14 protein-coding genes are annotated in these 20,803 nt (G+C 63.4%); 12 read left to right on the top strand and 2 right to left on the bottom strand.

Annotated elements, in window-relative coordinates; all coding sequences use genetic code 11:
* Positions 1-37: 37 nt before the first annotated feature.
* The 11 genes from GQ59_RS10965 (at position 38) to GQ59_RS10915 (ending at position 14,159) form a co-directional block, all read left to right on the top strand.
* Entirely contained in the window at positions 38-709 is a 672-nt protein-coding gene (locus GQ59_RS10965) for a response regulator transcription factor (protein WP_037081001.1), read from the top strand.
* Between the two features lie 7 nt (positions 710-716).
* Positions 717-2,123: an ATP-binding protein gene (locus GQ59_RS10960; protein ID WP_037080999.1), complete on the top strand. Its 1,407-nt coding sequence runs from the start codon at positions 717-719 to the stop codon at positions 2,121-2,123.
* Between the two features lie 265 nt (positions 2,124-2,388).
* A complete protein-coding gene (locus tag GQ59_RS10955) occupies positions 2,389-2,823 on the top strand; it encodes an RT0821/Lpp0805 family surface protein (protein ID WP_037081179.1) in 435 nt (144 codons plus the stop codon).
* Between the two features lie 148 nt (positions 2,824-2,971).
* Entirely contained in the window at positions 2,972-4,108 is a 1,137-nt protein-coding gene (gene ccmI / locus GQ59_RS10950) for a c-type cytochrome biogenesis protein CcmI (protein ID WP_037080998.1), read from the top strand.
* Positions 4,105-4,605, top strand: a complete 501-nt coding sequence (gene ccmE / locus GQ59_RS10945; protein WP_037080996.1) for a cytochrome c maturation protein CcmE — start codon at positions 4,105-4,107, stop codon at positions 4,603-4,605. The genes ccmI and ccmE overlap by 4 nt, the downstream gene beginning before the upstream one ends.
* Complete coding sequence (locus GQ59_RS10940) at positions 4,602-6,590, top strand: heme lyase CcmF/NrfE family subunit (RefSeq protein WP_037080995.1); 1,989 nt, start codon at positions 4,602-4,604, stop codon at positions 6,588-6,590. The genes ccmE and GQ59_RS10940 overlap by 4 nt, the downstream gene beginning before the upstream one ends.
* 86 nt (positions 6,591-6,676) lie before the next feature.
* On the top strand, positions 6,677-7,195 hold the full coding sequence (locus GQ59_RS10935) for a cytochrome c-type biogenesis protein (protein ID WP_432762578.1): 519 nt from the start codon (positions 6,677-6,679) through the stop codon (positions 7,193-7,195).
* Between the two features lie 146 nt (positions 7,196-7,341).
* Positions 7,342-8,922, top strand: coding sequence for a Do family serine endopeptidase (locus GQ59_RS10930; protein ID WP_037080994.1), 1,581 nt, complete (start codon positions 7,342-7,344; stop codon positions 8,920-8,922).
* Positions 8,923-8,997: 75 nt separating this feature from the next.
* Positions 8,998-9,756, top strand: coding sequence for a response regulator transcription factor (locus GQ59_RS10925; protein WP_280114037.1), 759 nt, complete (start codon positions 8,998-9,000; stop codon positions 9,754-9,756).
* A gap of 27 nt (positions 9,757-9,783) precedes the next feature.
* Positions 9,784-11,175: a sensor histidine kinase gene (locus GQ59_RS10920; RefSeq protein WP_037080992.1), complete on the top strand. Its 1,392-nt coding sequence runs from the start codon at positions 9,784-9,786 to the stop codon at positions 11,173-11,175.
* A 32-nt stretch (positions 11,176-11,207) separates the two neighbouring features.
* Positions 11,208-14,159 carry a bifunctional [glutamine synthetase] adenylyltransferase/[glutamine synthetase]-adenylyl-L-tyrosine phosphorylase gene (locus GQ59_RS10915; protein ID WP_152564295.1) on the top strand — a complete coding sequence of 984 codons (2,952 nt, stop codon included), beginning with the start codon at positions 11,208-11,210 and terminating at the stop codon, positions 14,157-14,159.
* Positions 14,160-14,197: 38 nt separating this feature from the next.
* Here the strand turns inward: GQ59_RS10915 and GQ59_RS10910 are convergent, their stop codons facing one another.
* Together GQ59_RS10910 and pepN are read right to left on the bottom strand one after the other, a co-directional pair.
* Positions 14,198-16,540, bottom strand: a complete 2,343-nt coding sequence (locus GQ59_RS10910; protein WP_051903908.1) for a PAS domain-containing sensor histidine kinase — start codon at positions 16,538-16,540, stop codon at positions 14,198-14,200.
* Positions 16,541-16,881: 341 nt separating this feature from the next.
* The gene (gene pepN, locus GQ59_RS10905) at positions 16,882-19,530 is read right to left on the bottom strand and encodes an aminopeptidase N (RefSeq protein ID WP_037080989.1); all 2,649 of its coding nucleotides are present in this window, start codon (positions 19,528-19,530) and stop codon (positions 16,882-16,884) included.
* A 329-nt stretch (positions 19,531-19,859) separates the two neighbouring features.
* Between pepN and GQ59_RS10900 the strand changes: the two genes are divergently transcribed.
* On the top strand, positions 19,860-20,798 hold the full coding sequence (locus tag GQ59_RS10900; protein ID WP_037080988.1) for a DMT family transporter: 939 nt from the start codon (positions 19,860-19,862) through the stop codon (positions 20,796-20,798).
* Positions 20,799-20,803 lie beyond the last annotated feature (5 nt).

Here is a 20,803-nt window from a genome sequence, read left to right as displayed (position 1 = left end):
GGTGATCGCCGCCGGCATAATATTCGAGGGGCGGTGCATGCGCATTCTGGTGGTCGAAGACGATGTCAATCTCAACCGGCAGCTTTCCGACGCCCTGAAGGAGTCGGGTTATGTGGTCGACCAGGCCTTCGATGGCGAGGAAGGCCATTATCTGGGCGAAACCGAGCCTTATGACGCGGTTATCCTCGATATCGGCCTGCCGGTCATGGATGGCATCACCGTCGTCGAGAAATGGCGTTCCGCGGGCAAGGGCATGCCGGTTCTGATGCTGACCGCCCGCGACCGCTGGAGCGACAAGGTGGCGGGCATCGATGCCGGTGCCGACGATTATGTCGCAAAACCCTTCCATGTGGAGGAAGTGCTGGCCCGCGTGCGGGCTCTGATCCGCCGGGCGGCGGGGCATTCATCCTCCGAAATCGTCTGCGGGCCCGTGCGGCTCGATACCAAGGCTTCCAAGGCGAGCGTCGAAGGCGTCGCCCTGAAGCTCACCTCGCACGAATTCAGGCTGCTGTCCTACCTGATGCATCACATGGGGCAGGTCGTTTCCCGCACCGAGCTTGTGGAGCACATGTATGATCAGGATTTCGACCGCGATTCCAATACGATCGAAGTTTTCGTGGGCCGGCTTCGCAAGAAGCTCGGTGTCGACCTCATCGAGACGGTCCGCGGACTCGGTTACAGGATGCAAGCGCCAAACGATGCGCCCTAAATTCCGGATGATCGGACCAAGATCGCTGACTGCCCGCGTGCTGCTTCTGGCCACGTTGTGGTCGGCGCTGGCTCTGGTCGTCATTTCGATCGTCATCTCGCAGCTCTACCGGCAATCGGCCGAACGCGCCTTCACCGACCTCCTGCGCGCCCAGCTTTATAATGTCATCAACTCGATCACGATCGGTGACGACAACAAGCTCGCCGGCAGCCCTCAGCTCGGCGACCTGCGCTTCTCGCAGCCCGAGACCGGCTGGTACTGGATCATCGAGCCGCTCGGCACCTTTGCAGCGACGCCGCTGTCATCCTCGTCGCTCGGCACCTCGAACATCAGCGTGCCGTCGATCCTGGCGGTGCCCTTCAACAATCGCTACGAGCGCTTCTACCCGGCCGTCGACGCCTACAAGAACCATGTTCTGGTCGCTGAAACCGAAGTCGTACTCGACGGCGAAGGTCGCGCCGCGCGCTTCCGCGTCTCCGGCAATCTCGCGGTTGTCGAGGAGGATATCCAGGCCTTTACCCGCAGTCTCTATATTGCCCTTGCCGTCTTCGGTTTCGGCAGCCTGGTCGTCAATGGTCTGGCGATCCTTTACGGGCTGCTGCCACTCGACGGTGCACGGCGCTCGCTCGAAAAGGTGCGTCGCGGCGAAGCGGAGCGGCTGGAAGGCGAGTTTCCACGCGAAATCATGCCACTTGCGAGCGATATCAACGCGCTGATCGAAAGCAACCGTCGCATCGTCGAGCGGGCCCGCATGCAGGTCGGCAATCTCGCCCATTCGCTGAAGACACCGATCGCGGTTCTGCTCAACGAATCGCGTGCCGTCGAAAAGGTGCAGTCGGACATGGTGCGGTCGCAGGCAGAGGGAATGCAGGCGCAGGTGCAATCCTACCTGAACCGCGCGCGCATCGCCGCCCAGCGCGAATCGCTGCTTGCCCGGACCGAACTCGAGCCGGTGCTGGAACGCCTGGTCAGGGTGATGCGGCGCCTCAATCCGGAAAAGGAATTCCACCTGTCGGTCTTTCCGCCGGGCGTGGCGCTTGCCATGGAACAGCAGGACGTCGAGGAGACGGTCGGCAACCTGCTCGAAAATGCCGCTCGCTTCTGTGAGACGGGCGTATGGATCACCGCGACGCCGACCTCCGGCCCGCAATCCGGCGAAGGCGAACCGGCACGGCGCCATTGGGTCGAGATCGCCGTCGAGGATGACGGCCCGGGGCTGGAGCCGGATCAGATCCGCGAAGCGATGAAACGCGGCAGGCGCCTCGACGAGAGCAAGCCGGGCGCCGGGCTCGGACTGTCGATCGTGCGCGAAATCACCGGGGAATATCAGGGTTCGGTCGAGCTGACGCGCGGCGCGCGGGGCGGCCTGAGAGCACAGCTTCTGCTTCCGAGCGTCGCCAAGGAAGCCCAGTGATCGTCCGATGTTCACAACACGGCCCAGCATGACTGTGGCGCAAGGGCAACATCGGCCTATTCCCTGCCGTTGCTTATGGACGGATGGATCGCCTGCTATATCTTGTCGGAAGAGACATTTCTATATGTCTACTAATATGCGGGGAGACTGAAAGATCGTCGGATTTGTGTGTTTTCCCAATGACGCCATAATGATGCCATGTCGAGACCGGACCAGTCTCGGCAAGATTTCCGAAGAAAACGAGCCGCGACCGGTTTCCGACACGATGCGATTATTGAGCCTTCGAAATACCGTTTCCTCGCTTGTGGTTGCCGGCCTGCTGGCCGGCTGTGGCACGTCTTCGGGAGCCGGGACCGGCGGCACGCGCGGCCTGCTGACGCCGCGGCCCTCACCGTCCGCATCCTATATTTCCGCACTGCAGGGCGGCATCGTCGGCCGCAGCGGCGCGGCGCTGTCGTCAAGCGACCGTTCCCGCGCCCTCGAGGCGGAATATCGCGCGCTGGAAGGGGCGGCCGGGGGCGAGGCAATCACCTGGAAGGGTGACGACGCCAATGGCCAGGTGATCGCCAACGCTCCCTATCAGGTGGGCACCCAGAACTGCCGTCAGTATCGCCATACGGTAACCATGAATGGCCGCGACATGACGGCGCGGGGCGCTGCCTGCCGCAATTCGAACGGCACCTGGACGCCGCTCACCTGATTTCCTCTGCGGCTGTTTGACATGGGTCATGGCCGCCGCATCGGATTGGCCTCATATGCAGGTTTGAGCGTGCGGCCAAAGGCCTCAAATTCGCGTCAACGCCGGCTGCGCTGTTGGAAAGCGCAGGCCGTTGCAGTATTGGGCCACTATGGTTTTATGGATCATCCTCGCAGCTCTGACGGCGGCCGTTGCGGCAATCCTCATCCTGCCTTTCGCCCGAGCCGCCAAGACAGCGTCCGCCGACCGTGCCGGAGAGGTCGCCGTCTATCGCGACCAGCTGGCCGAACTGGACCGGGACCGGGCCCAGGGCCTGATCGAGCCGCAAGAGGCCGAATACGCCCGTGCGGAGATCGGCCGCCGGCTGTTGGCTGCGGCCGCTGCCGGCGAGGGCAAGGCGTACGTCGCTCCGAAGGCGCGAAAATATGCGCTCGCAACCACCGTGGTCACGCTGGTTCCGCCCCTCGTCGGGCTCTGTCTTTACCTGGCGCTCGGGAATCCCGGGCTGCCGGACCAGCCGCTCGAAGCGCGGCTTGCCAATCCCGGCAACAATGTCGCGCTGCTGGTCGCCAAGGCGGAGCGGCATCTGGCCGAAAATCCCAATGACGGCGCCGGCTGGGATCTGCTTGCGCCGATCTATTTCCGCTCCATGCGGCTTGGCGATGCCGAGATGGCCTATCGAAATGCGATCCGCATTCTTGGGCCAAGTCCCGTCCGGCTGGCCGGGCTCGGCGAAACGCTGGTCGCATCGAATGACGGGATCGTCACCGAGGACGCGCGTTCCGCCTTCGAGCAGGCGGTGAAGCTCGATCCGGACAATCCGCGTTCACGTTTCTATGTCGGCCTCGGCTTCGAACAGGCCGGCAGGGCGGCGGAGGCGAGGGCGCAGTTCGAAACGATCGCCAAGGGTTCGCCGGCCGATGCGCCGTGGATGCAGCTCATCAACCAGCATATCGTCAAGAACGGCGGCACCATCGCGACGGGACAGGACACGGCGCGGGCGCCCGGCAATCCGTCCCCGGCGGATGTGGCGGCGGCCGCAAACATGTCGCAGGGCGACCGGCAGGCGATGATCCGCGGCATGGTCGACAGCCTTGCGGAACGGCTGAAACAGGACCCCAACAATCTTGAAGGCTGGGTGAGGCTGGTGCGCTCCTATTCCGTGCTCGGCGACAAATCCAGCGCCGAGGACGCCTTGAAGAGCGGCCTCAAACAGTTCCCGTCATCAGGCGAGCTGGTGGCGCTCGCCAACGAGATGGGAATCACCGTCGAAGGAGTGGCGCAATGACGCGCAAACAGAAACGGCTGGCGGTGATCGCGGGCGGCATGAGCTTCATCCTGGTCGCGGTGCTGCTCGTCATGTTCGCCTTCAGCCAGTCGGTCGCTTACTTCTTCATGCCGGCCGATCTCGCTAAGTCCGATGTCAAGCCCGGCACCCGCATCCGGCTCGGCGGACTGGTCGCCGAAGGATCGGTGAAGCGCGGTCAGGGCTCGACCGTGAGTTTTACCGTGACGGACGGAACCGGCAGCGTGCCGGTAACCTACACCGGCATCCTGCCGGACCTGTTTCGCGAAGGCCAGGGCGTCGTGACAGAGGGCGCGTTCGATGCGGCATCGCACGGTTTCGTGGCCGACAGCGTGCTCGCCAAGCATGACGAAAACTACATGCCCAAGGAAGTCGCCGACCGGCTGAAGGCGCAGGGCGTCTGGAACGAGGGTCAAGGCAACCAGGGCCAGGGAAGCCAGGGCCAGCCCGATGGCGCCAAGGGGACGGCAACGAGATGATCATCGAGATCGGCCATTATGCACTTGTTCTGGCGCTCGCAACCGCGCTGATCGTCTCGGTGCTGCCGGTAATCGGTGCCCGGCGCGGCGATGTCGCGATGATGGCGCTGGCCCCGACCGGCTCGCTGGTGCTGTTCGTGCTCGTGGCCTTTTCCTTCGGCGTGCTGACCTGGGCCTATGTGGTCTCGGATTTCTCGGTTGCGAACGTCTGGGAGAATTCCCACTCGCTGATGCCGCTGATCTACAAATTCTCGGGCGTCTGGGGCAATCACGAAGGGTCGATGCTACTGTGGCTGCTGATCCTGGTATTCTTCAGCGCGCTCGTCGCTGTCTTCGGCCGCAATCTGCCGGATACGCTGAGGGCCAATGTTCTGGCCGTTCAGGCCTGGATCTCGATCGCCTTCCTGTTCTTCATCCTTTTGACTTCCAATCCGTTCCTGCGCCTTGATCCGGCGCCGGCCGAGGGACAGGATCTCAATCCGGTGCTACAGGATCTCGGCCTGGCGATTCATCCGCCGCTTCTCTACCTCGGCTATGTCGGTTTTTCGGTCTGCTTCTCGTTCGCCGTCGCGGCGCTGATGGAAGGCCGCATCGATGCCGCCTGGGCCCGCTGGGTGCGGCCGTGGACGCTGGCCGTCTGGACCTTCCTGACCGCCGGCATCGCCATGGGTTCCTACTGGGCCTATTACGAGCTCGGCTGGGGCGGCTGGTGGTTTTGGGATCCGGTCGAGAACGCCTCCTTCATGCCCTGGCTCGCGGGCACGGCGCTCCTCCATTCGGCGCTGGTCATGGAAAAGCGGGAGGCGCTGAAGATCTGGACCGTGCTCCTGGCGATCATGACCTTTTCGCTGTCGCTGCTCGGAACCTTCCTGGTGCGCTCCGGCGTGCTGACCTCGGTGCATTCGTTTGCGACCGATCCGACCCGCGGCATCTTCATCCTCTGCATTCTCGGTATCTTCATCGGCGGCGCCTTCGCGCTGTTTGCCTGGCGGGCGCCGATGCTGAAGGCGGGCGGCATTTTCGCGCCGATCTCGCGCGAGGGCGCGCTGGTGCTCAACAACCTGATCCTGACGGTGGCCACCGCGACCGTGCTGACCGGCACGCTCTATCCGCTCGTCCTCGAAACGCTGACGGGCGAAAAGATCTCGGTCGGCGCGCCGTTCTTCAACATGACTTTCGGCCTGCTGATGCTGCCGCTCCTGGTCGCCGTGCCGTTCGGGCCGGTGCTTGCCTGGAAGCGCGGCGATCTCCTGGGCGCCCTGCAGCGGCTCTATGTCTTCGCCGGCCTGGCGCTGGTTGCGGGCCTTGCCTTCTTCTACATCCAGAACGGTGGGCCGGTTCTGGCGATCTTCGGCCTGGTGCTCGGCTTCTGGGGCATGATCGGCGCGTTTGCCGACCTCTGGTATCGCGCCAATTTTGCCAAGGTAGGGCTCTCGGTCGGCCTCAAGCGGCTGGCCGGCCTGCCGCGTTCGGTGTTCGGCACGGCGATCGCCCATTTCGGCCTCGGCGTCACGGTGCTTGGCATTTTCGCGGCGACAACCTTCGGCACCGAGACGGTGGTCGAGATGAAGCAGGGCGCTTCCGTCGACGCCGGCGGTTATTCGCTGACCTATGACGGGCTGCGCGATGCCGTCGGGCCGAACTATACCGAACAGCGCGGGCATTTTACCGTCAGCCGTGGCGGGGTCCAGGTGGCGGATGTCTGGTCGTCGAAGCGGCTCTATACGGCGCGGCGCATGCCGACGACGGAGGCCGGCATCCTCACCTTCGGGCTCAGCCAGCTCTATGTCTCGCTCGGCGACGCGATGGAAAGCGGCGGCATGGTCGTGCGCATCTGGTGGAAGCCGTTCATCCTGTGCATCTGGGGCGGCGCTCTGGTGATGATGGTCGGCGGGTTTGTGTCGCTCTCGGATCGGAGACTGCGCGTAGGCGCGCCAAGCCGGAAGGCCAAGCCGGTCAAGGCGACGCTGGAGGCTGCGGAGTGATGGCGACCTCTGTCGACAAAGACCCCTCCGGAACCCCTCCCAAAAAGGGGGAGGGGCTTCAGCACTTCATCGCACCGTTGAGATGGATGCGAGTGCGTGCCACGGGTTTTCTCCCCCCTTGTGAGGGAGATGGCCGGCAGGTCAGAAGGGGATTTTTCTCATCCTTTCTGCTTCTCTTGGTTCTCCTCGCACCCCTCCCGGCCTTCGCCGTCAATCCCGATGAAGTCCTCTCCAACCCCGCCCTCGAGCAGCGCGCCAGAAATCTGTCCGCGCAGTTGCGCTGCATGGTGTGCCAGAACCAGTCGATCGACGACTCCAATGCGGAGCTCGCCCGCGACCTGCGGGTGCTGGTGCGCGAGCGGCTGACGAACGGCGATACGGACGATCAGGTGATTGACTACGTCGTGTCCCGCTACGGCGAATTCGTGCTCTTGAAACCACGGTTCAGCGCCAGGACGGTGATCCTCTGGGCGACGCCGGTCCTGCTACTGTTGGTCGGTGCAATCGCCATCCTGGTCTTCGTCCGCACACGGCCGAGCCAACGCGCGGTTGCGGCGCTGACGGCCGAGGAACAGGCGCGCATCGAAGAGCTTTTGAAAAAATAGGCGCCCGAAACAAACCGCCCCGAACATTACCAATATTTCATTCGTCCGCCACGTGCAGTTAACCTGCGAGCGCCTATATCTCTCCTCATCCACCGCTTGGCTGACCTCCAGCCCAAATGACTGAAGAGAAGAAGGTAGCTTAAAACATGCGCAATATCGGACGTCCCTCTCTGAAGACCGTCTTGAAGACCACCACGGTTGCTGGTCTTGCCGCGGTCATGCTCTCGAGCGGCATCCCGGCTCAGGTCACGCAGTCCCTTGCTGCTCCGGTCAGCGTCACCGCACCGCAGGCCCCAAGCTTTGCCGATGTCGTTTCGGCCGTTTCCCCTGCCGTCGTTTCCGTCCGTGTCCAGTCCGACGCCCAGCCCGTTTCCGATGACACCAGTTCGTTCAGCTTCGGCGGCCGCGGCTTCGACCAGCTTCCCGATGACCATCCGCTGAAGCGGTTCTTCCGCGAATTCGGCGGCCAGATGCCGGGCGCTCCGGGCGACCGCAACAACCGCAACCAGGATCGTGCCGAACGCAACGGCCCGCGGGGCCAAGACGGCAACCGTCCTCACCGTCTGCGCCCGGCGGCACAGGGCTCCGGGTTCTTCATCTCGGAAGACGGCTATGTCGTCACCAACAACCACGTCGTATCGGATGGTTCCGCCTACACGGTCGTCCTGAACGACGGCACGGAACTCGAAGCCAAGCTGGTCGGCAAGGACAGCCGCACCGATCTCGCCGTGCTCAAGGTCGACGCCACCAGCCGCAAGTTCACCTATGTCAATTTCGCGGACGATTCGAAGGTCCGCGTCGGCGACTGGGTGGTTGCCGTCGGCAACCCGTTCGGCCTTGGCGGTACGGTGACCGCAGGCATCGTCTCGGCCCGCGGCCGCGATATCGGCTCCGGTCCCTATGACGATTACATCCAGGTGGATGCGGCGGTGAACCGCGGCAATTCCGGCGGCCCGACCTTCAACCTCTCCGGCGAAGTGGTCGGCATCAACACCGCGATCTTCTCGCCGTCGGGCGGCAATGTCGGCATTGCGTTTGCGATCCCGTCTTCCACCGCCAAGGACGTCGTTGCCGACCTGATGAAGGACGGCAAGGTCGACCGCGGCTGGCTCGGTGTGCAGATCCAGCCGGTCACCCAGGATATCGCCGATTCGCTCGGCCTCAAGGAAGCGACCGGCGCCCTCGTTGTCGCTCCGCAGGAAGGTTCTCCGGGTCAGAAGGCCGGCATCAAGGAAGGTGACGTGATCACCGCCGTCAACGGCCAGCCGATCAAGGATGCCCGTGACCTCGCCAAGCGCGTCGCCGCCTTCGGCCCGAACACCAAGGTCGAGGTCGACCTGTGGCGCGACGGCAAGGCGCAGAAGATCCCGGTCACGCTCGGTAATCTCCAGAGCGACGAAGCCGCTGCCGCCACGCCGAAGCAGCCCGACGCCCCGGCGCCATCCAGCGACAAGGCGCTCGCCAGCCTCGGCATCACCGTCGCTCCGGCCGAGGACGGTTCCGGTCTCTCGGTCACCGATGTCGATCCGGATAGTGAAGCCGCTGCCCGCGGCCTGAAGACCGGCGAAAAGATCGTCTCGGTCAACAACCGCAAGGTCACCAGCGCCGCCGATGTCGGCAAGGTTCTCGAGCAGGCCCGCAAGGATGGCCGCACCCGCGCGCTGTTCCAGGTGGCTGGTGAAAACAATACCAGCCGCTTCGTCGCCCTGCCGATCAACGAAGGCTGATTTCACAAACAGGTCGCAAGATCAGGGGCGCCGCCGGCAACGGTCGGCGCCCCTCTTCTTTCCATGGAGCGAGTGATGGAGACGGATACCCGATATTCTGCCGGCACCGCAGATTCCCGTAGTGCAAAGACCGGCGCGGACGCTATTGTCCCGCACATGAAGATTCTGGTGATAGAAGACGACTTGGAGGCGGCAGCCTACATGACCAAGGCCTTTCGCGAGGCCGGGATCGTGGTCGACCATGCAAGCGACGGCGAAAGCGGTCTGTTCATGGGGACCGAGAATTCCTACGACGTGATGGTCATTGACCGCATGCTGCCGCGCCGCGACGGGCTGTCCGTCATCAGCGAATTGAGAAAGCGCGGCATCAACGCTCCGGTGCTGATCCTTTCGGCGCTCGGCCAGGTGGACGACCGCGTGACCGGCCTGCGCGCCGGCGGCGACGATTATCTGCCGAAGCCCTACGCCTTCTCCGAGCTTCTCGCCCGCGTCGAGGTGCTCGGTCGCCGCAAGGGGACGCCGGAACAGGACATGGTCTACCGGGTCGGTGACCTGGAGCTCGACCGGCTGTCCCACGAGGTGAAGCGCGCCGGCAAGGAAGTGCTGCTGCAGCCCCGCGAGTTTCGCCTGCTCGAATATCTGATGAAGAATGCCGGCCAGGTGGTGACCCGCACCATGCTGCTCGAAAACGTCTGGGACTACCATTTCGATCCCCAGACCAATGTCATCGACGTGCATGTCTCGCGGCTGAGATCGAAGATCGAGAAGGATTTCGAAAAGCCGCTTCTGAAGACGATCCGCGGCGCCGGTTACATGATCAAGGACGAGGGGTAAGCCGAGTTGCTGGCACGTGCCCGCCTTATGTTCCGCTCGACGGCCGTGCGGCTTTCGGCGCTTTATATCCTGCTCTTCGCCTTGTGTGCGGCCTTTCTGGTCATCTACGTCACGGCGATGTCCGAAAGGCTGCTGGCGCAGCAGACGCGCCAGTCGCTGCAGGAGGAAGTGCAGGAGATACAGCGCGCCTATGAGCGCGGCGGCGTCAGCCTTCTCCTGCGGATGATGGAGCGGCGAGCCCGTCAGCCGGGCGCCAATCTCTATGTCATCGCCGGTCCCAACGGCGAGATGCTCGCCGGCAACGTTGCCGCGGTACAGCCCGGCGTGCTCGACGAGCAGGGCTGGACGGACATTCCCTTCACCTATGAACCCTATACGGAAGTGGACCGTCGCGGCCGACATCTGGCGACCGCCAACGTCATCCGCCTCGACAACGGTCTGCGGATGCTGGTCGGTCGCGATCTCGGCGACCCGAGCCGGTTCCGCGGCATCGTGCGCCGGGCGCTGATGGTGGCATTGGCTATCATGGGTGTCGGCGCGTTGGTGATCTGGTTCGGCATTGGCCGCAATGCGCTCAAACGCATCGACCGCATGTCGGCGGCCAGCCAGAAGATCATGGCCGGCGACCTTTCGCAGCGCCTGCCGGTCGGCAAGTCCGGCGACGAATTCGACCGGCTGTCGGATTCGCTGAACGCCATGCTCGGACGCATCGAGAAGCTGAACGAGGGTTTGCGCCAGGTTTCCGACAACATCGCCCACGACCTGAAGACGCCGCTGACGAGATTGCGCAACAAGGCAGCCGATGCGCTGGGCGAGGATCGTGCGGATGTGCGCCGCGCAGCCCTCGAAGGCATCATCGCCGAATCCGACCAGCTTATCCGTACCTTCAACGCGCTGCTGATGATCTCCCGCGTCGAGGCGGGTTCGATCGCCGCGGAAATGTCCGATGTCGACCTGTCAGCGATCTCCGCCGACAGTGCAGAACTTTATGAGCCGGCGGCGGAGGAGGCTGGTCTGTCGCTCACCACCGAGCTCGAACCGGGTCTGGTCGTCAACGGCAACCGGGAGCTCATCGGCCAGGCGATCTTCAATCTCCTCGACAATGCGATCAAATATGCTTCCGAGGGAAGCCGGACGCCGAAGATCGGCGTGAAGCTCTCCAGGAGCGACGGCACGTTCAGGCTCTCCGTCTGCGACAACGGCCCCGGCATTCCGGCCAACAAGCGGGGCGAGGTGACCAAGCGGTTCTTTCGCCTGGACGAAAGCCGCTCCAAGCCTGGCACCGGCCTCGGCCTTTCGCTGGTCGAAGCGGTGATGGAACTGCATGGCGGCTCGCTGGAACTTTCCGCCACCGACGAGGCGAATACCGCTGCGCCCGGCCTGACGGTCACCATGGTCTTTCCCGTGCCGAAGCCCTAAGTTTCGCCAGGGACGAATCACGGGAGGTGCCAGTGTCGGAGACCGGAAATCGGCTCGATACGGTGAGGGCGGAGGTGATCCGCCCGCTGAACCAGACGGAAACCAAGGCGGCGATGGCAGCCTTGAAGGATATCGGCAAGTCCGAGCCTTCGGTCGCGGAACTGATCGGCACGGATAGCGCGCTCAAGGATTTCATCGTCGCCGCCTTCACCCTCTCGCCTTATCTGCGCGACACGGCTGTCATCTCGCCAAAACTTCTGTCGACTGCGATCACCGAACCGTTGGAGCCGACGCTCAACCGCCTGGTCGATACGGCGCGGCGGGCATGGCAGATGCAGGACGGCAAGGCGCCATCCGAAAACGAGGTGATGACCGCGCTGCGTGCCGGCAAGCGTGCCCTGAGCTTCCTCGTCGCGCTTGCCGATCTCGCTCGTATCTTTTCCGCCAGGGACACGACGCACTGGCTGAGCCTGTTTGCCGAAGCGTCCGTCGCGGCGGCGATCGATCACCTCCTGATCGCCGGTCACGAGAGCGGTAAACTGAAGCTCGCCGACCTCGAAGACCCGAGCAAGGGCGCAGGCCTCATCGTGCTCGGAATGGGCAAGCTCGGCGGCCGCGAGCTCAACTATTCCTCCGACATCGATATCGTCGTCTTCTTCGACCCTGAAGCGGGCATCCTTGCCGATCCTCTCGATGGGTCGGAAGTCTACGGCCGGATGATGCGACGGCTGATCCGCATCCTGCAGGAACGCACGGCGGACGGCTATGTGTTCCGCACCGACCTGCGCCTGCGCCCGGATCCCGGCTCCACGCCGCTCGCCGTGTCGCTCGATGCCGCGCTGATCTACTACGAGGGCAGGGGGCAAAACTGGGAGCGGGCGGCCTTCATCAAGGCGCGGCCGATCGCGGGTGATATTGCCGCGGGCGAAAATTTCATGCGGCTGCTGACCCCCTTCGTGTTTCGCAAATATCTCGACTATGCGGCGATCGCCGACATCCACTCGATCAAGCGACAGATCCATGTCCACAAGGGTCACGGCGCGATTGCCGTGAAGGGTCATGACGTCAAGCTCGGCCGCGGGGGTATCCGGGAGATCGAGTTCTTCGCCCAGACCCAGCAGCTGATCGCCGGCGGCCGCATGTCGCCCTTGCGGGCTCGCGAAACGGAGGTGGCGCTCAAAGCGCTTGCCGAGGCGCGGTGGATCACGCCTGACATCGCCGCCGAATTGACTGATGCCTACTGGTTCCTGCGCGATGTCGAACACCGCATCCAGATGGTTCACGACGAACAGACCCACAACCTGCCGGAAACCGAGCCCGAACTGAAGCGTATCGCCTTCATGCTCGGTTTTACGGATACCGCCAGCTTTTCCGCAAGGCTGGAATCTGTGCTGAAGATTGTCGAAAAACGTTATGCCCGGCTGTTTGAACAGGAGGCGAAGCTGTCCGGCGGCGACGGCAATCTTGTCTTCACCGGCCAGCAGGACGATCCGGGCACGCTGAAGACGCTCGCCTCGCTCGGCTTCGAGCGGCCGGCCGACATTTCCCGCGTTATCCGGACCTGGCATTACGGCCGCTATCGCGCCACGCAGTCGGCCGAGGCACGCGAGCGGCTGACCGAGCTGATGCCGGCGCTGCTGATGGCGTTCGGCGAGAGCAAGCGTGCCGACGAGGCGTTGCTGCGGTTCGACAGTTTCCTGAAGGGCCTGCCGGCCGGCATCCAGCTCTTCTCGCTGATCGGCAACAATCCGCCGCTTCTGGCGCTGATCGTCACGATCATGTCCTCGGCGCCGCGGCTTGCCGATATCATCGCCTCCAAGCCGCATGTCTTCGACGGCATGCTGGATCCCGGCCTGATGGCCGAACTGCCGACCCGAGCTTATCTCTCCTATCGCCTGGCGGCATTCTTGACCGCCGGCCGGCACTACGAGGAAAAGCTCGACAGGCTGCGCATCTTTGCCGCCGAACAGCGGTTCCTGATCGGCATCCGGCTGCTGACGGGGGCGATCTCGGGTGCTCAGGCGGCACGTGCCTTCACCCATCTCGCCGACCTCCTGATCGACGCGGCCCTGAAGGCGGTGACGGCGGAGATCCGCAGCGCCCATGGCCTTTATCCGGGGGGGCGCGTCGCCGTCATGGGCATGGGCAAGCTCGGCAGTTTCGAGCTGACCGCCGGGTCCGACGTCGATCTCATCCTTCTCTACGATTACGATGGCGCGGCGATGGAAAGCGATGGCGACAAGCCGCTCGATTCCAGCCGTTATTTCACCCGTCTGACGCAGCGACTGGTCGCAGCACTTTCGGCGCCGATGGCCGAGGGGGTGATCTTCGAGGTCGATCTGCGCTTGAGGCCGTCGGGCAACAAGGGCCCGGTCGCCACCCGCATCAACGCATTCGGCAAATACCAGCGCCAGGAGGCCTGGACCTGGGAACACATGGCGCTCACCCGCGCCCGGCTGATCTGCGGCGAGGAAAGCCTTGTCGACGAGGCGAAAGGCCTGATCCGCGAAGTGCTGTCGACCAAGCCCGATATCGCGAAGGTCGCCAAGGATGTTGCCGAGATGCGCGAACTGATCGAGAAGGAAAAGCCGCCGCGCGATATCTGGGATTTCAAGCTGGTCTCCGGCGGCTTGATCGATATCGAGTTCATCGCCCAGTATCTGCGGCTGATAGCGCCGGCCAGGGGCGTGACGCTCGATACCTATGGTTTCAGCACGGCGGAAGCCCTGAAGGCGCTCGGCGAAAAGCTGATGAAGCCCGCCGACCTCGATATATGCCTGGAGGCGCTACGGCTTTTCACCGAGCTTTCGCAGATCGTCCGGCTCTGCGTAGACGGACCGTTCGATCCGGGCGATGCGCCCGCAGGGCTCGTCGAGCGTGTCTGCAGGGCAGGAGACTGCCCGGATATCCGCACGCTGGAGGGCGAGGTGAAGCGGCTCTCGAAGGCGGTGCGGGCGGTGTTCGCAGCGGTCGTTAGGAAGTGATGGGCGTTTCCGCCCCTTATCCGGTTTCGCGGTCGACCTCAGGCCACCCGCTTGCGACCGGCCAGCATCGGCTGGTCAGGGATAAGCAGCGAGACGACCGTGCCTTCGCCGACCCGTGAACGGATCCGCATCTTGCCGCCGTGCAGGCCGATCAGCGAGCGGGAAATGGCAAGTCCCAATCCCGAGCCGCCCTTGCTCTTGGCATATTGGCTCTGCACCTGCTCGAACGGCTGGCCGATCTTGTTGAGCGCTTCCATCGGAATGCCGATGCCGGTATCGGCGATCGTCAGCAGCACCCCTTTGTCCATCTTGCGGGCCCGCAGTTCGATCCTGCCGCCGTGGTTGGTGAACTTGACCGCGTTGGAAAGGATGTTGAGCATCACCTGCTTCAATGCGCGGCGATCGGCCACCATGTGGAGGCTGTCGCACAGGCGCTGATGGATGGCGATCTGCTTGTCCTGGGCAGAGATCGAGGTGAGGCGCAGGCTTTCTTCGATCAGCGGCTTCAGGTCGACCGCCTCGCATTGGATGCGCATGTGGCCGGCCTCGATCTTCGACATGTCGAGGATGTCGTTGATGACGTTGAGGAGATGTTTGCCGCTGTCGTGGATGTCCTTGGAATATTCCGAATATTTCGGCGAGCCGAGCGGTCCGAACATGCCGTTCGTCAGGATTTCCGAGAAGCCGAGGATCGCGTTGAGCGGGGTCCTGAGTTCATGCGACATGTTGGCGAGGAATTCCGACTTGGCCTTGTTGGCGGCCTCCGCGCGGTCCTTTTCCGCCTGATAATTGGCGTTGGCGATCGAAAGTTCGGATTTCTGGCGCTCCAGCTTCTTCTGCGAGGAAGAAAGGTCGCCGATCGTCGCCATCAGGCGGCGCTCGCTGTCGCGCAGCCGTTCCTGGTGGCGCTTCAGCAGCGTGATGTCGGTGCCGACCGAGACGAGACCGCCGTCGCGGGTGCGGCGCTCGTTGATCTGCAGCCAACGCTCATCGGCGAGCTGCACTTCCGTCGTGCGCGAAAGGCCGCTGCCGTCCGGATCGGCGACGCGGCGCTCGATGACCGGCCGCGCGGCGGCGGCGTTGACGGCGTGACGCTCGGTGCCGGGCACCAGCACGCTGTCGGGCAGGCCGTAAGCCTGCTGGAAGTGGGTGTTGCACATCACCAGGCGGTCGTTCTTGTCCCAGAGCACGAAGGCTTCCGACGTGCATTCGATCGCGTCCGCGAGACGCTGGTCGGCCTCGGCGTAACGCTGGGCAAGGCGGTGCTGCTCCGTGACGTCCATGGCGATGCCGATGACATGGGTGCGACCCTGGCTGGTCTTTACCAGCTGGGCGCGGGCGCGCATCCAGACGTAGTGGCCGGCCGCATGGCGCATCCGAAAAACCTGGTCGACCTGCTTGGCATTGCCGCGGCTGATGGCGCGGGCGAGTGCGTAGATATTGCCGTCGGTCGGATGCATCATCCGCGCCGCGTCGGTAAACGAAATGACGTTGCCGGCAGGCGGAAGGCCGAGCATTTCGTACATCGAACCCGACCAGAACAGGCGCCGGTTGCTGACGTCAAAATCCCAAAGCCCGCAACGGCCGCGCGACAGTGCCGTCTCGATGCGCAGATTGGATTCGACGAAGGTTTCATCGGCCTCGCGGGCGCGTTTCACCTGCATGTAATAGGCGTAGAGGATGACCAGCAGGATTGCCGAAATGCCGGTGAAGAGCGTGACATTGAGGGACACGTCGTGACGCCACGCGAGATTGATGCTCTCCAGCGAATAGGCCGCCACGATCAGCACGCCTTCGCTGCCGACCATCTCGATGGCTGCGTAATGCGGAACTTCGCCGAAATAGGTCTCGATCACGCCGCTCTCGTCGCCGAACCGCCGCAGCGCCGCGGTTTCCGGCAGGACGGAGGTCAGACGCCTGCCGATATAGCTGGCGGCCTGTTTGGTCCCCCCGAAGATCCGGCCGGTTTCGTCGACGAAGAGGAAGAAGGCCTCGGCCTCCAGGCGCTCCTGGGGCAGAAAGGTTCCAAGGCGTTTTTCCGCGGCGGCGCGGTCCCCACCGATAAGTGCGGTTGCGTCGCCCGAGAAGGCGGCACTCGCGGTGGCCGCCATAAGTGCGGTCGCCTGCCGTGCGGCATCTTCCATCCGTGTGTATTCGGAGACGATGCCGAGGATGCGCGACGCGGCAACGACGGTGAGGAATGCGATGATAAGAAGGGGGATCGAACGCTTGAGAACGAGTTCCACCCGCGGCATCTGCCGCGCGATGGGCTTGACGGAGAGTCGGGCCTCATCCGGGATGGCGCGCCGCAAACTTCCAAGGCTTGGAAATTTAAGACGCAGCCGCCCCTCGGCCGCGGTTGCCCGCTGCACGTCCGACATGGTTTTCATGGTGTCCCTCATGGTGATTCGGCGCGCCGCTCGCCCGAATCTGCCTTAATGAATCATTAGTGATTCTTCGTGTCCAGAGGCTTGCTAAGATTTTTTTAACGATTTGATTCAATTGCGAATCGGAAGAGTCCCGCGAGGGCGGCAAACTGGCCGTCTCAGGATACGGCCGGGCCTTCAGAGAGGTTGTCGCGTGGGATCGCGATGGAAATCACCGCCAGCGTGATGATTGCACCGCCATGGACATACGCAGCCTCGGAGGCCGAGCGCCGGGGCCGACTATTGCCGCTCGCTGGTTTCCGCTTCCGGCAAAAATGCGTTGGCGCTCCGGAGGCTCAGCCCTTCAGCATCCGCTCGACGATATCGCGCACGTCGGTCGAAAGCGTTGCAGCCTGTTCGATCGTGGTCAACGCCGCGCGGGCATGGCCGGCGCGCTGCGGTTCCAGCGATCGCCAGGAACGCATCGAGGTCAGGATCCGGGCCGCGAGCTGAGGATTGCGCGGATCGATCGCCAGGATCTGCTCGGCCAGGAACCGGTAACCTTCGCCATCGGTGCGGTTGAAGCCGGTCGGATTGCCGAAGGCGAAGGTGCCGATCAGCGAGCGCACCCGGTTCGGATTGGTGGCGATGAAGCGCGGGTTTTCCATCAGCGCCTTGACGCGGGCAAGCGCGCCCGCGCCGGGAATGGCCGCCTGGGTCGAGAACCACTTGTCCACGACCAGAGCATTACCGTCGAAGCGCGCGACGAACGTGGAGAGCGCGTCTGTCGTTTCCGGCGCGTCCGGGAAACGATGGGCGAGTACCGCCAGCGCCTGGGCGAGATCGGTCATGTTGTCGGCCGAAGCGAAGGCTGCGGCGGCGCGAGCCGGCGTTCCTTCCGCATAGGTGAGGTAGGACAGCGCGGTGTTGCGCAGAGACCGTTTGCCGGCGCCTGCAGCATCCGGCGTGAAGGCGCCTTCGACCTTCATCTCGTCGAACAGGCGTTGGAAGGTCTTGGTTCCGGCCTTGGCGATCTCCGAAAGAATGGCGTTGCGGCCCGCATGGATCGCATCGGGGTCGTTGTTGCCGCCGAGTTCGCGGGCAATGTCGGCCTCGCTCGGCAGCGCCAGCGCCTGGGCGCGGAAGGCGGGTTCGAGGGTCTCGTCGCCGGCAGCTTCCAGAAGGGCCGCGACGAAAGACGGGTCGCAGGTGATGTCCTTGCCGTCACGCGCGTCGCGCGCCGCCTGCATCAGGTTCGGCAGCGCAAGGTCGGTCAGCGCCTGCCAGCGGGAGAAGAGGTCGGTGTCGTGGCGGGCGATATGGGCGAGATCGGCCGGCGTCTGGTCGAGATGCAGGTTGATCGGCGCCGAGAACGACCGGTTGAGCGACAGGACCGGACGGGAGGAAATGCCCGAGAAGGTAAAGGTCTGCCGGCGTTCGGTCAGGTGCAGCACGTCGCCGGTCACCTCGCCGCCCGCGACCTTGGTCGGCACCGCTGCCGAACCGTTGTCGAGGATGAGCGCGAAGGAAAGCGGGATGTACATCGGCTCCTTGGCCGTCTGGCCGGGGGTCGCCGGGATCATCTGCTCGAGCGACAGCGTGAACGTGCCGCTTGCCTGGTCGTAGTCGCTCGACACGGTGACCAAAGGCGTGCCGGCCTGGTGGTACCAGAGCGAGAACTGCGTGAGATCGCGGCCGCTCGCGTCCTCGAACGACTTGACGAAATCCTCGACCGTCGCGGCCTGTCCGTCATGGCGCTCGAAATAGATATCCATGCCCGCCTTGAAGTCGTCACGGCCGAGAAGCGTGGCGATCATGCGGGTGACTTCCGAGCCCTTTTCGTAGACGGTCGTCGTGTAGAAATTGTTGATCTCGCGGTATTTGGTCGGGCGGACCGGATGCGCGAGCGGGCCGGCATCCTCCGGGAACTGTTCCGATTTCAAATGCCGCACTTCCGCGATGCGCTTCACCGCGCGCGAGCGCTGGTCGGCGGAGAACTCGTGGTCGCGATAGACCGTCAGGCCTTCCTTGAGGCAGAGCTGGAACCAGTCGCGGCAGGTGATGCGGTTGCCGGTCCAGTTGTGGAAATACTCGTGGGCGATGATCGCCTCGATATTGGCATAGTCCTGGTCGGTCGCGGTTTCCGGGTCGGCGAGCACGTATTTGTCGTTGAAGACGTTGAGGCCCTTGTTCTCCATGGCCCCCATGTTGAAGTCGGACACCGCGACGATCATGAAGATGTCGAGGTCGTATTCGCGGCCGAACCGCTCCTCGTCCCACTTCATCGAGCGCTTCAGCGCGTCCATGGCATAGGCCGCGCGCGCTTCCTTACCGTGCTCCACATAGATCTTCAGCGTGACTTCACGCTCGGACATGGTGATGAACGTGTCCTCGACCACGCCGAGATCGCCGGCGACGAGTGCGAACAGATAGCTCGGCTTCGGATGCGGGTCGAACCAGGCGGCGAACGCGCGGCCCTCGTCGTAACCGGCGCCGCCGAGGAAATTGCCGTTCGACAGCATGACCGGGTTGGCGGCCTTGTCGCCGATGATGGTGATCGTATAGGGCGCCAGCACGTCCGGCCGGTCCGGGAAATAGCTGATGCGGCGGAAGCCTTCGGCCTCGCACTGGGTGCAGTAGACGCCGTTGGTGCGGTAGAGGCCCATCAGCTGGGTATTGGCTTCCGGGTTGATGTAGGTGGTGACCGTGATTTCGAACGGAGATTCAGCCGGCAGGTCGCGGATCGTCAGGCTTTCCGGCGTCGCATCGTACTGCGCCGCGGGCACTTCGTTCTGGTCGAGCAGCAGCCCGGACAGCGTCAGTTCGTCGCCATCCAGCACCAGCGGTGCAGACGGATCGACACCTTCGCGCCGGTGGAAGATCAGTCGCGCATCAACCTTGGTGTTGGTCGGGTCGAGCTCGAAGGTCAGATCGACGCGTTCCAGGACGAAGTCGGTGGGGCGGTAATCTGCCAGATGAACGATCTGGCCCGTATCTGTTCGCATGTTGCTTCCTGAACCGGCTCTTCAAATTGGTGTCGGGAGCTTAGCAGGCTCCCGTCGAACTGGCACACACACCCGTCGCCGCGCGGATAATTGCACGCAATGCTAAACGATTGTTGAAACTTCGGCCAAAATAAAGCGTCATTTCGATCCAGTATATTTCGCGCAATCTTTCACAAGGTCACGGATATTGATCGACCTATCATCAGTTTTGATCCCCTTCACGGCACTTTTCCGTTACTTTGTCGTCAAACTGAATCCTCCCGGATTGTCTCTCCAACACGCCCTGTCCGCGCGGACTGGATTTCCGCCTAAATCCCCATGAGTTGTTGATGGCCGCCGATGCCCTGAATCCCCTGCGCGGGATCATGTTCAAAGTCACCTCCGTGGTGGTCTTCGTGATGATGCAGACCTGTATCAAGTCCGCAGGTCCCGATATCCCGGCAGGGCAGATCACATTCTACCGTTCCGCCTTCGCGCTCGTGCCGATCATGGTCTATCTCGCCTTCCAGAGCGAGTTGCACGGCGCCTTTCACACGAACAGCCTGACCGGCCATGTAAAACGCGGTTTTCTCGGCATCCTGTCGATGGTTTTCGGCTTTTACGGCCTGGTGCATCTGCCGATGCCGGATGCGATCGCGATCGGTTATTCCTCGCCGCTCCTGGCTGTCGTCTTCGCCGCGATCTTTCTGAAGGAGACGGTGCGCATCTACCGCTGGAGCGCGGTCATGGTCGGCATGGTCGGTGTGGTGATCATCTCCTGGCCGAAGCTCACCATGTTCGAACAGGGCGGAATGGGCTCGGAGCAGGCGATGGGCGCCGCTTCCGTCATCCTCTCGGCGGTGCTGGCGGGCTTTGCGATGATCCAGACGCGCCAGCTCGTGCGCACCGAGAAGACGGCGACGATCGTGCTCTATTTCTCGCTTTCCGGCGCGCTGTTTTCACTGCTCAGCCTGCCCTTCGGCTGGACGGCGCTGACGATGCCTGAGAAGCTTTTCCTGATCGGCTCCGGATTTTGCGGCGGCATCGGACAGATTTTGCTGACCGAAAGCTACCGCAATGCGGATGTATCGACGGTCGCGCCGTTCGAATACACCTCGATCCTTCTCGGGATCTGCATCGCCTATGTTCTGTTCGGGGATGTGCCGACGGCCGCCATGCTGGTCGGGACGGCGATCACGGTATCGGCTGGGATTTTCATCATTTACCGCGAGCATCAATTGGGGCTCGAGCGGAAGGCGGCGCGCAAGGCTTCGCCGCCCGGGGCTTGACCCCG

The organism is Neorhizobium vignae, assembly GCF_000732195.1.
Taxonomy (GTDB): Bacteria; Pseudomonadota; Alphaproteobacteria; order Rhizobiales; family Rhizobiaceae; genus Neorhizobium; species Neorhizobium vignae.
The sequence above is the reverse complement of the archived record's forward strand: the minus strand, read 5'-3'. Positions and strand labels throughout refer to the sequence as shown.

What these genes read in the sequence shown, in the direction of transcription:
- GQ59_RS10955 (WP_037081179.1), top strand. Translation starts at nt 2,389, where the DNA reads ATGCGATTATTGAGCCTTCGAAATACCGTTTCCTCGCTTGTGGTTGCC.
- pepN (WP_037080989.1), bottom strand. Translation starts at nt 19,530, where the DNA reads ATGCGAACAGATACGGGCCAGATCGTTCATCTGGCAGATTACCGCCCC.
- GQ59_RS10910 (WP_051903908.1), bottom strand. Translation starts at nt 16,540, where the DNA reads ATGTCGGACGTGCAGCGGGCAACCGCGGCCGAGGGGCGGCTGCGTCTT.
- GQ59_RS10920 (WP_037080992.1), top strand. Translation starts at nt 9,784, where the DNA reads ATGTTCCGCTCGACGGCCGTGCGGCTTTCGGCGCTTTATATCCTGCTC.
- ccmI (WP_037080998.1), top strand. Translation starts at nt 2,972, where the DNA reads ATGGTTTTATGGATCATCCTCGCAGCTCTGACGGCGGCCGTTGCGGCA.
- GQ59_RS10925 (WP_280114037.1), top strand. Translation starts at nt 8,998, where the DNA reads ATGGAGACGGATACCCGATATTCTGCCGGCACCGCAGATTCCCGTAGT.
- GQ59_RS10940 (WP_037080995.1), top strand. Translation starts at nt 4,602, where the DNA reads ATGATCATCGAGATCGGCCATTATGCACTTGTTCTGGCGCTCGCAACC.
- GQ59_RS10960 (WP_037080999.1), top strand. Translation starts at nt 717, where the DNA reads ATGATCGGACCAAGATCGCTGACTGCCCGCGTGCTGCTTCTGGCCACG.
- GQ59_RS10935 (WP_432762578.1), top strand. Translation starts at nt 6,677, where the DNA reads ATGCGAGTGCGTGCCACGGGTTTTCTCCCCCCTTGTGAGGGAGATGGC.
- GQ59_RS10965 (WP_037081001.1), top strand. Translation starts at nt 38, where the DNA reads ATGCGCATTCTGGTGGTCGAAGACGATGTCAATCTCAACCGGCAGCTT.
- GQ59_RS10900 (WP_037080988.1), top strand. Translation starts at nt 19,860, where the DNA reads ATGGCCGCCGATGCCCTGAATCCCCTGCGCGGGATCATGTTCAAAGTC.
- ccmE (WP_037080996.1), top strand. Translation starts at nt 4,105, where the DNA reads ATGACGCGCAAACAGAAACGGCTGGCGGTGATCGCGGGCGGCATGAGC.
- GQ59_RS10930 (WP_037080994.1), top strand. Translation starts at nt 7,342, where the DNA reads ATGCGCAATATCGGACGTCCCTCTCTGAAGACCGTCTTGAAGACCACC.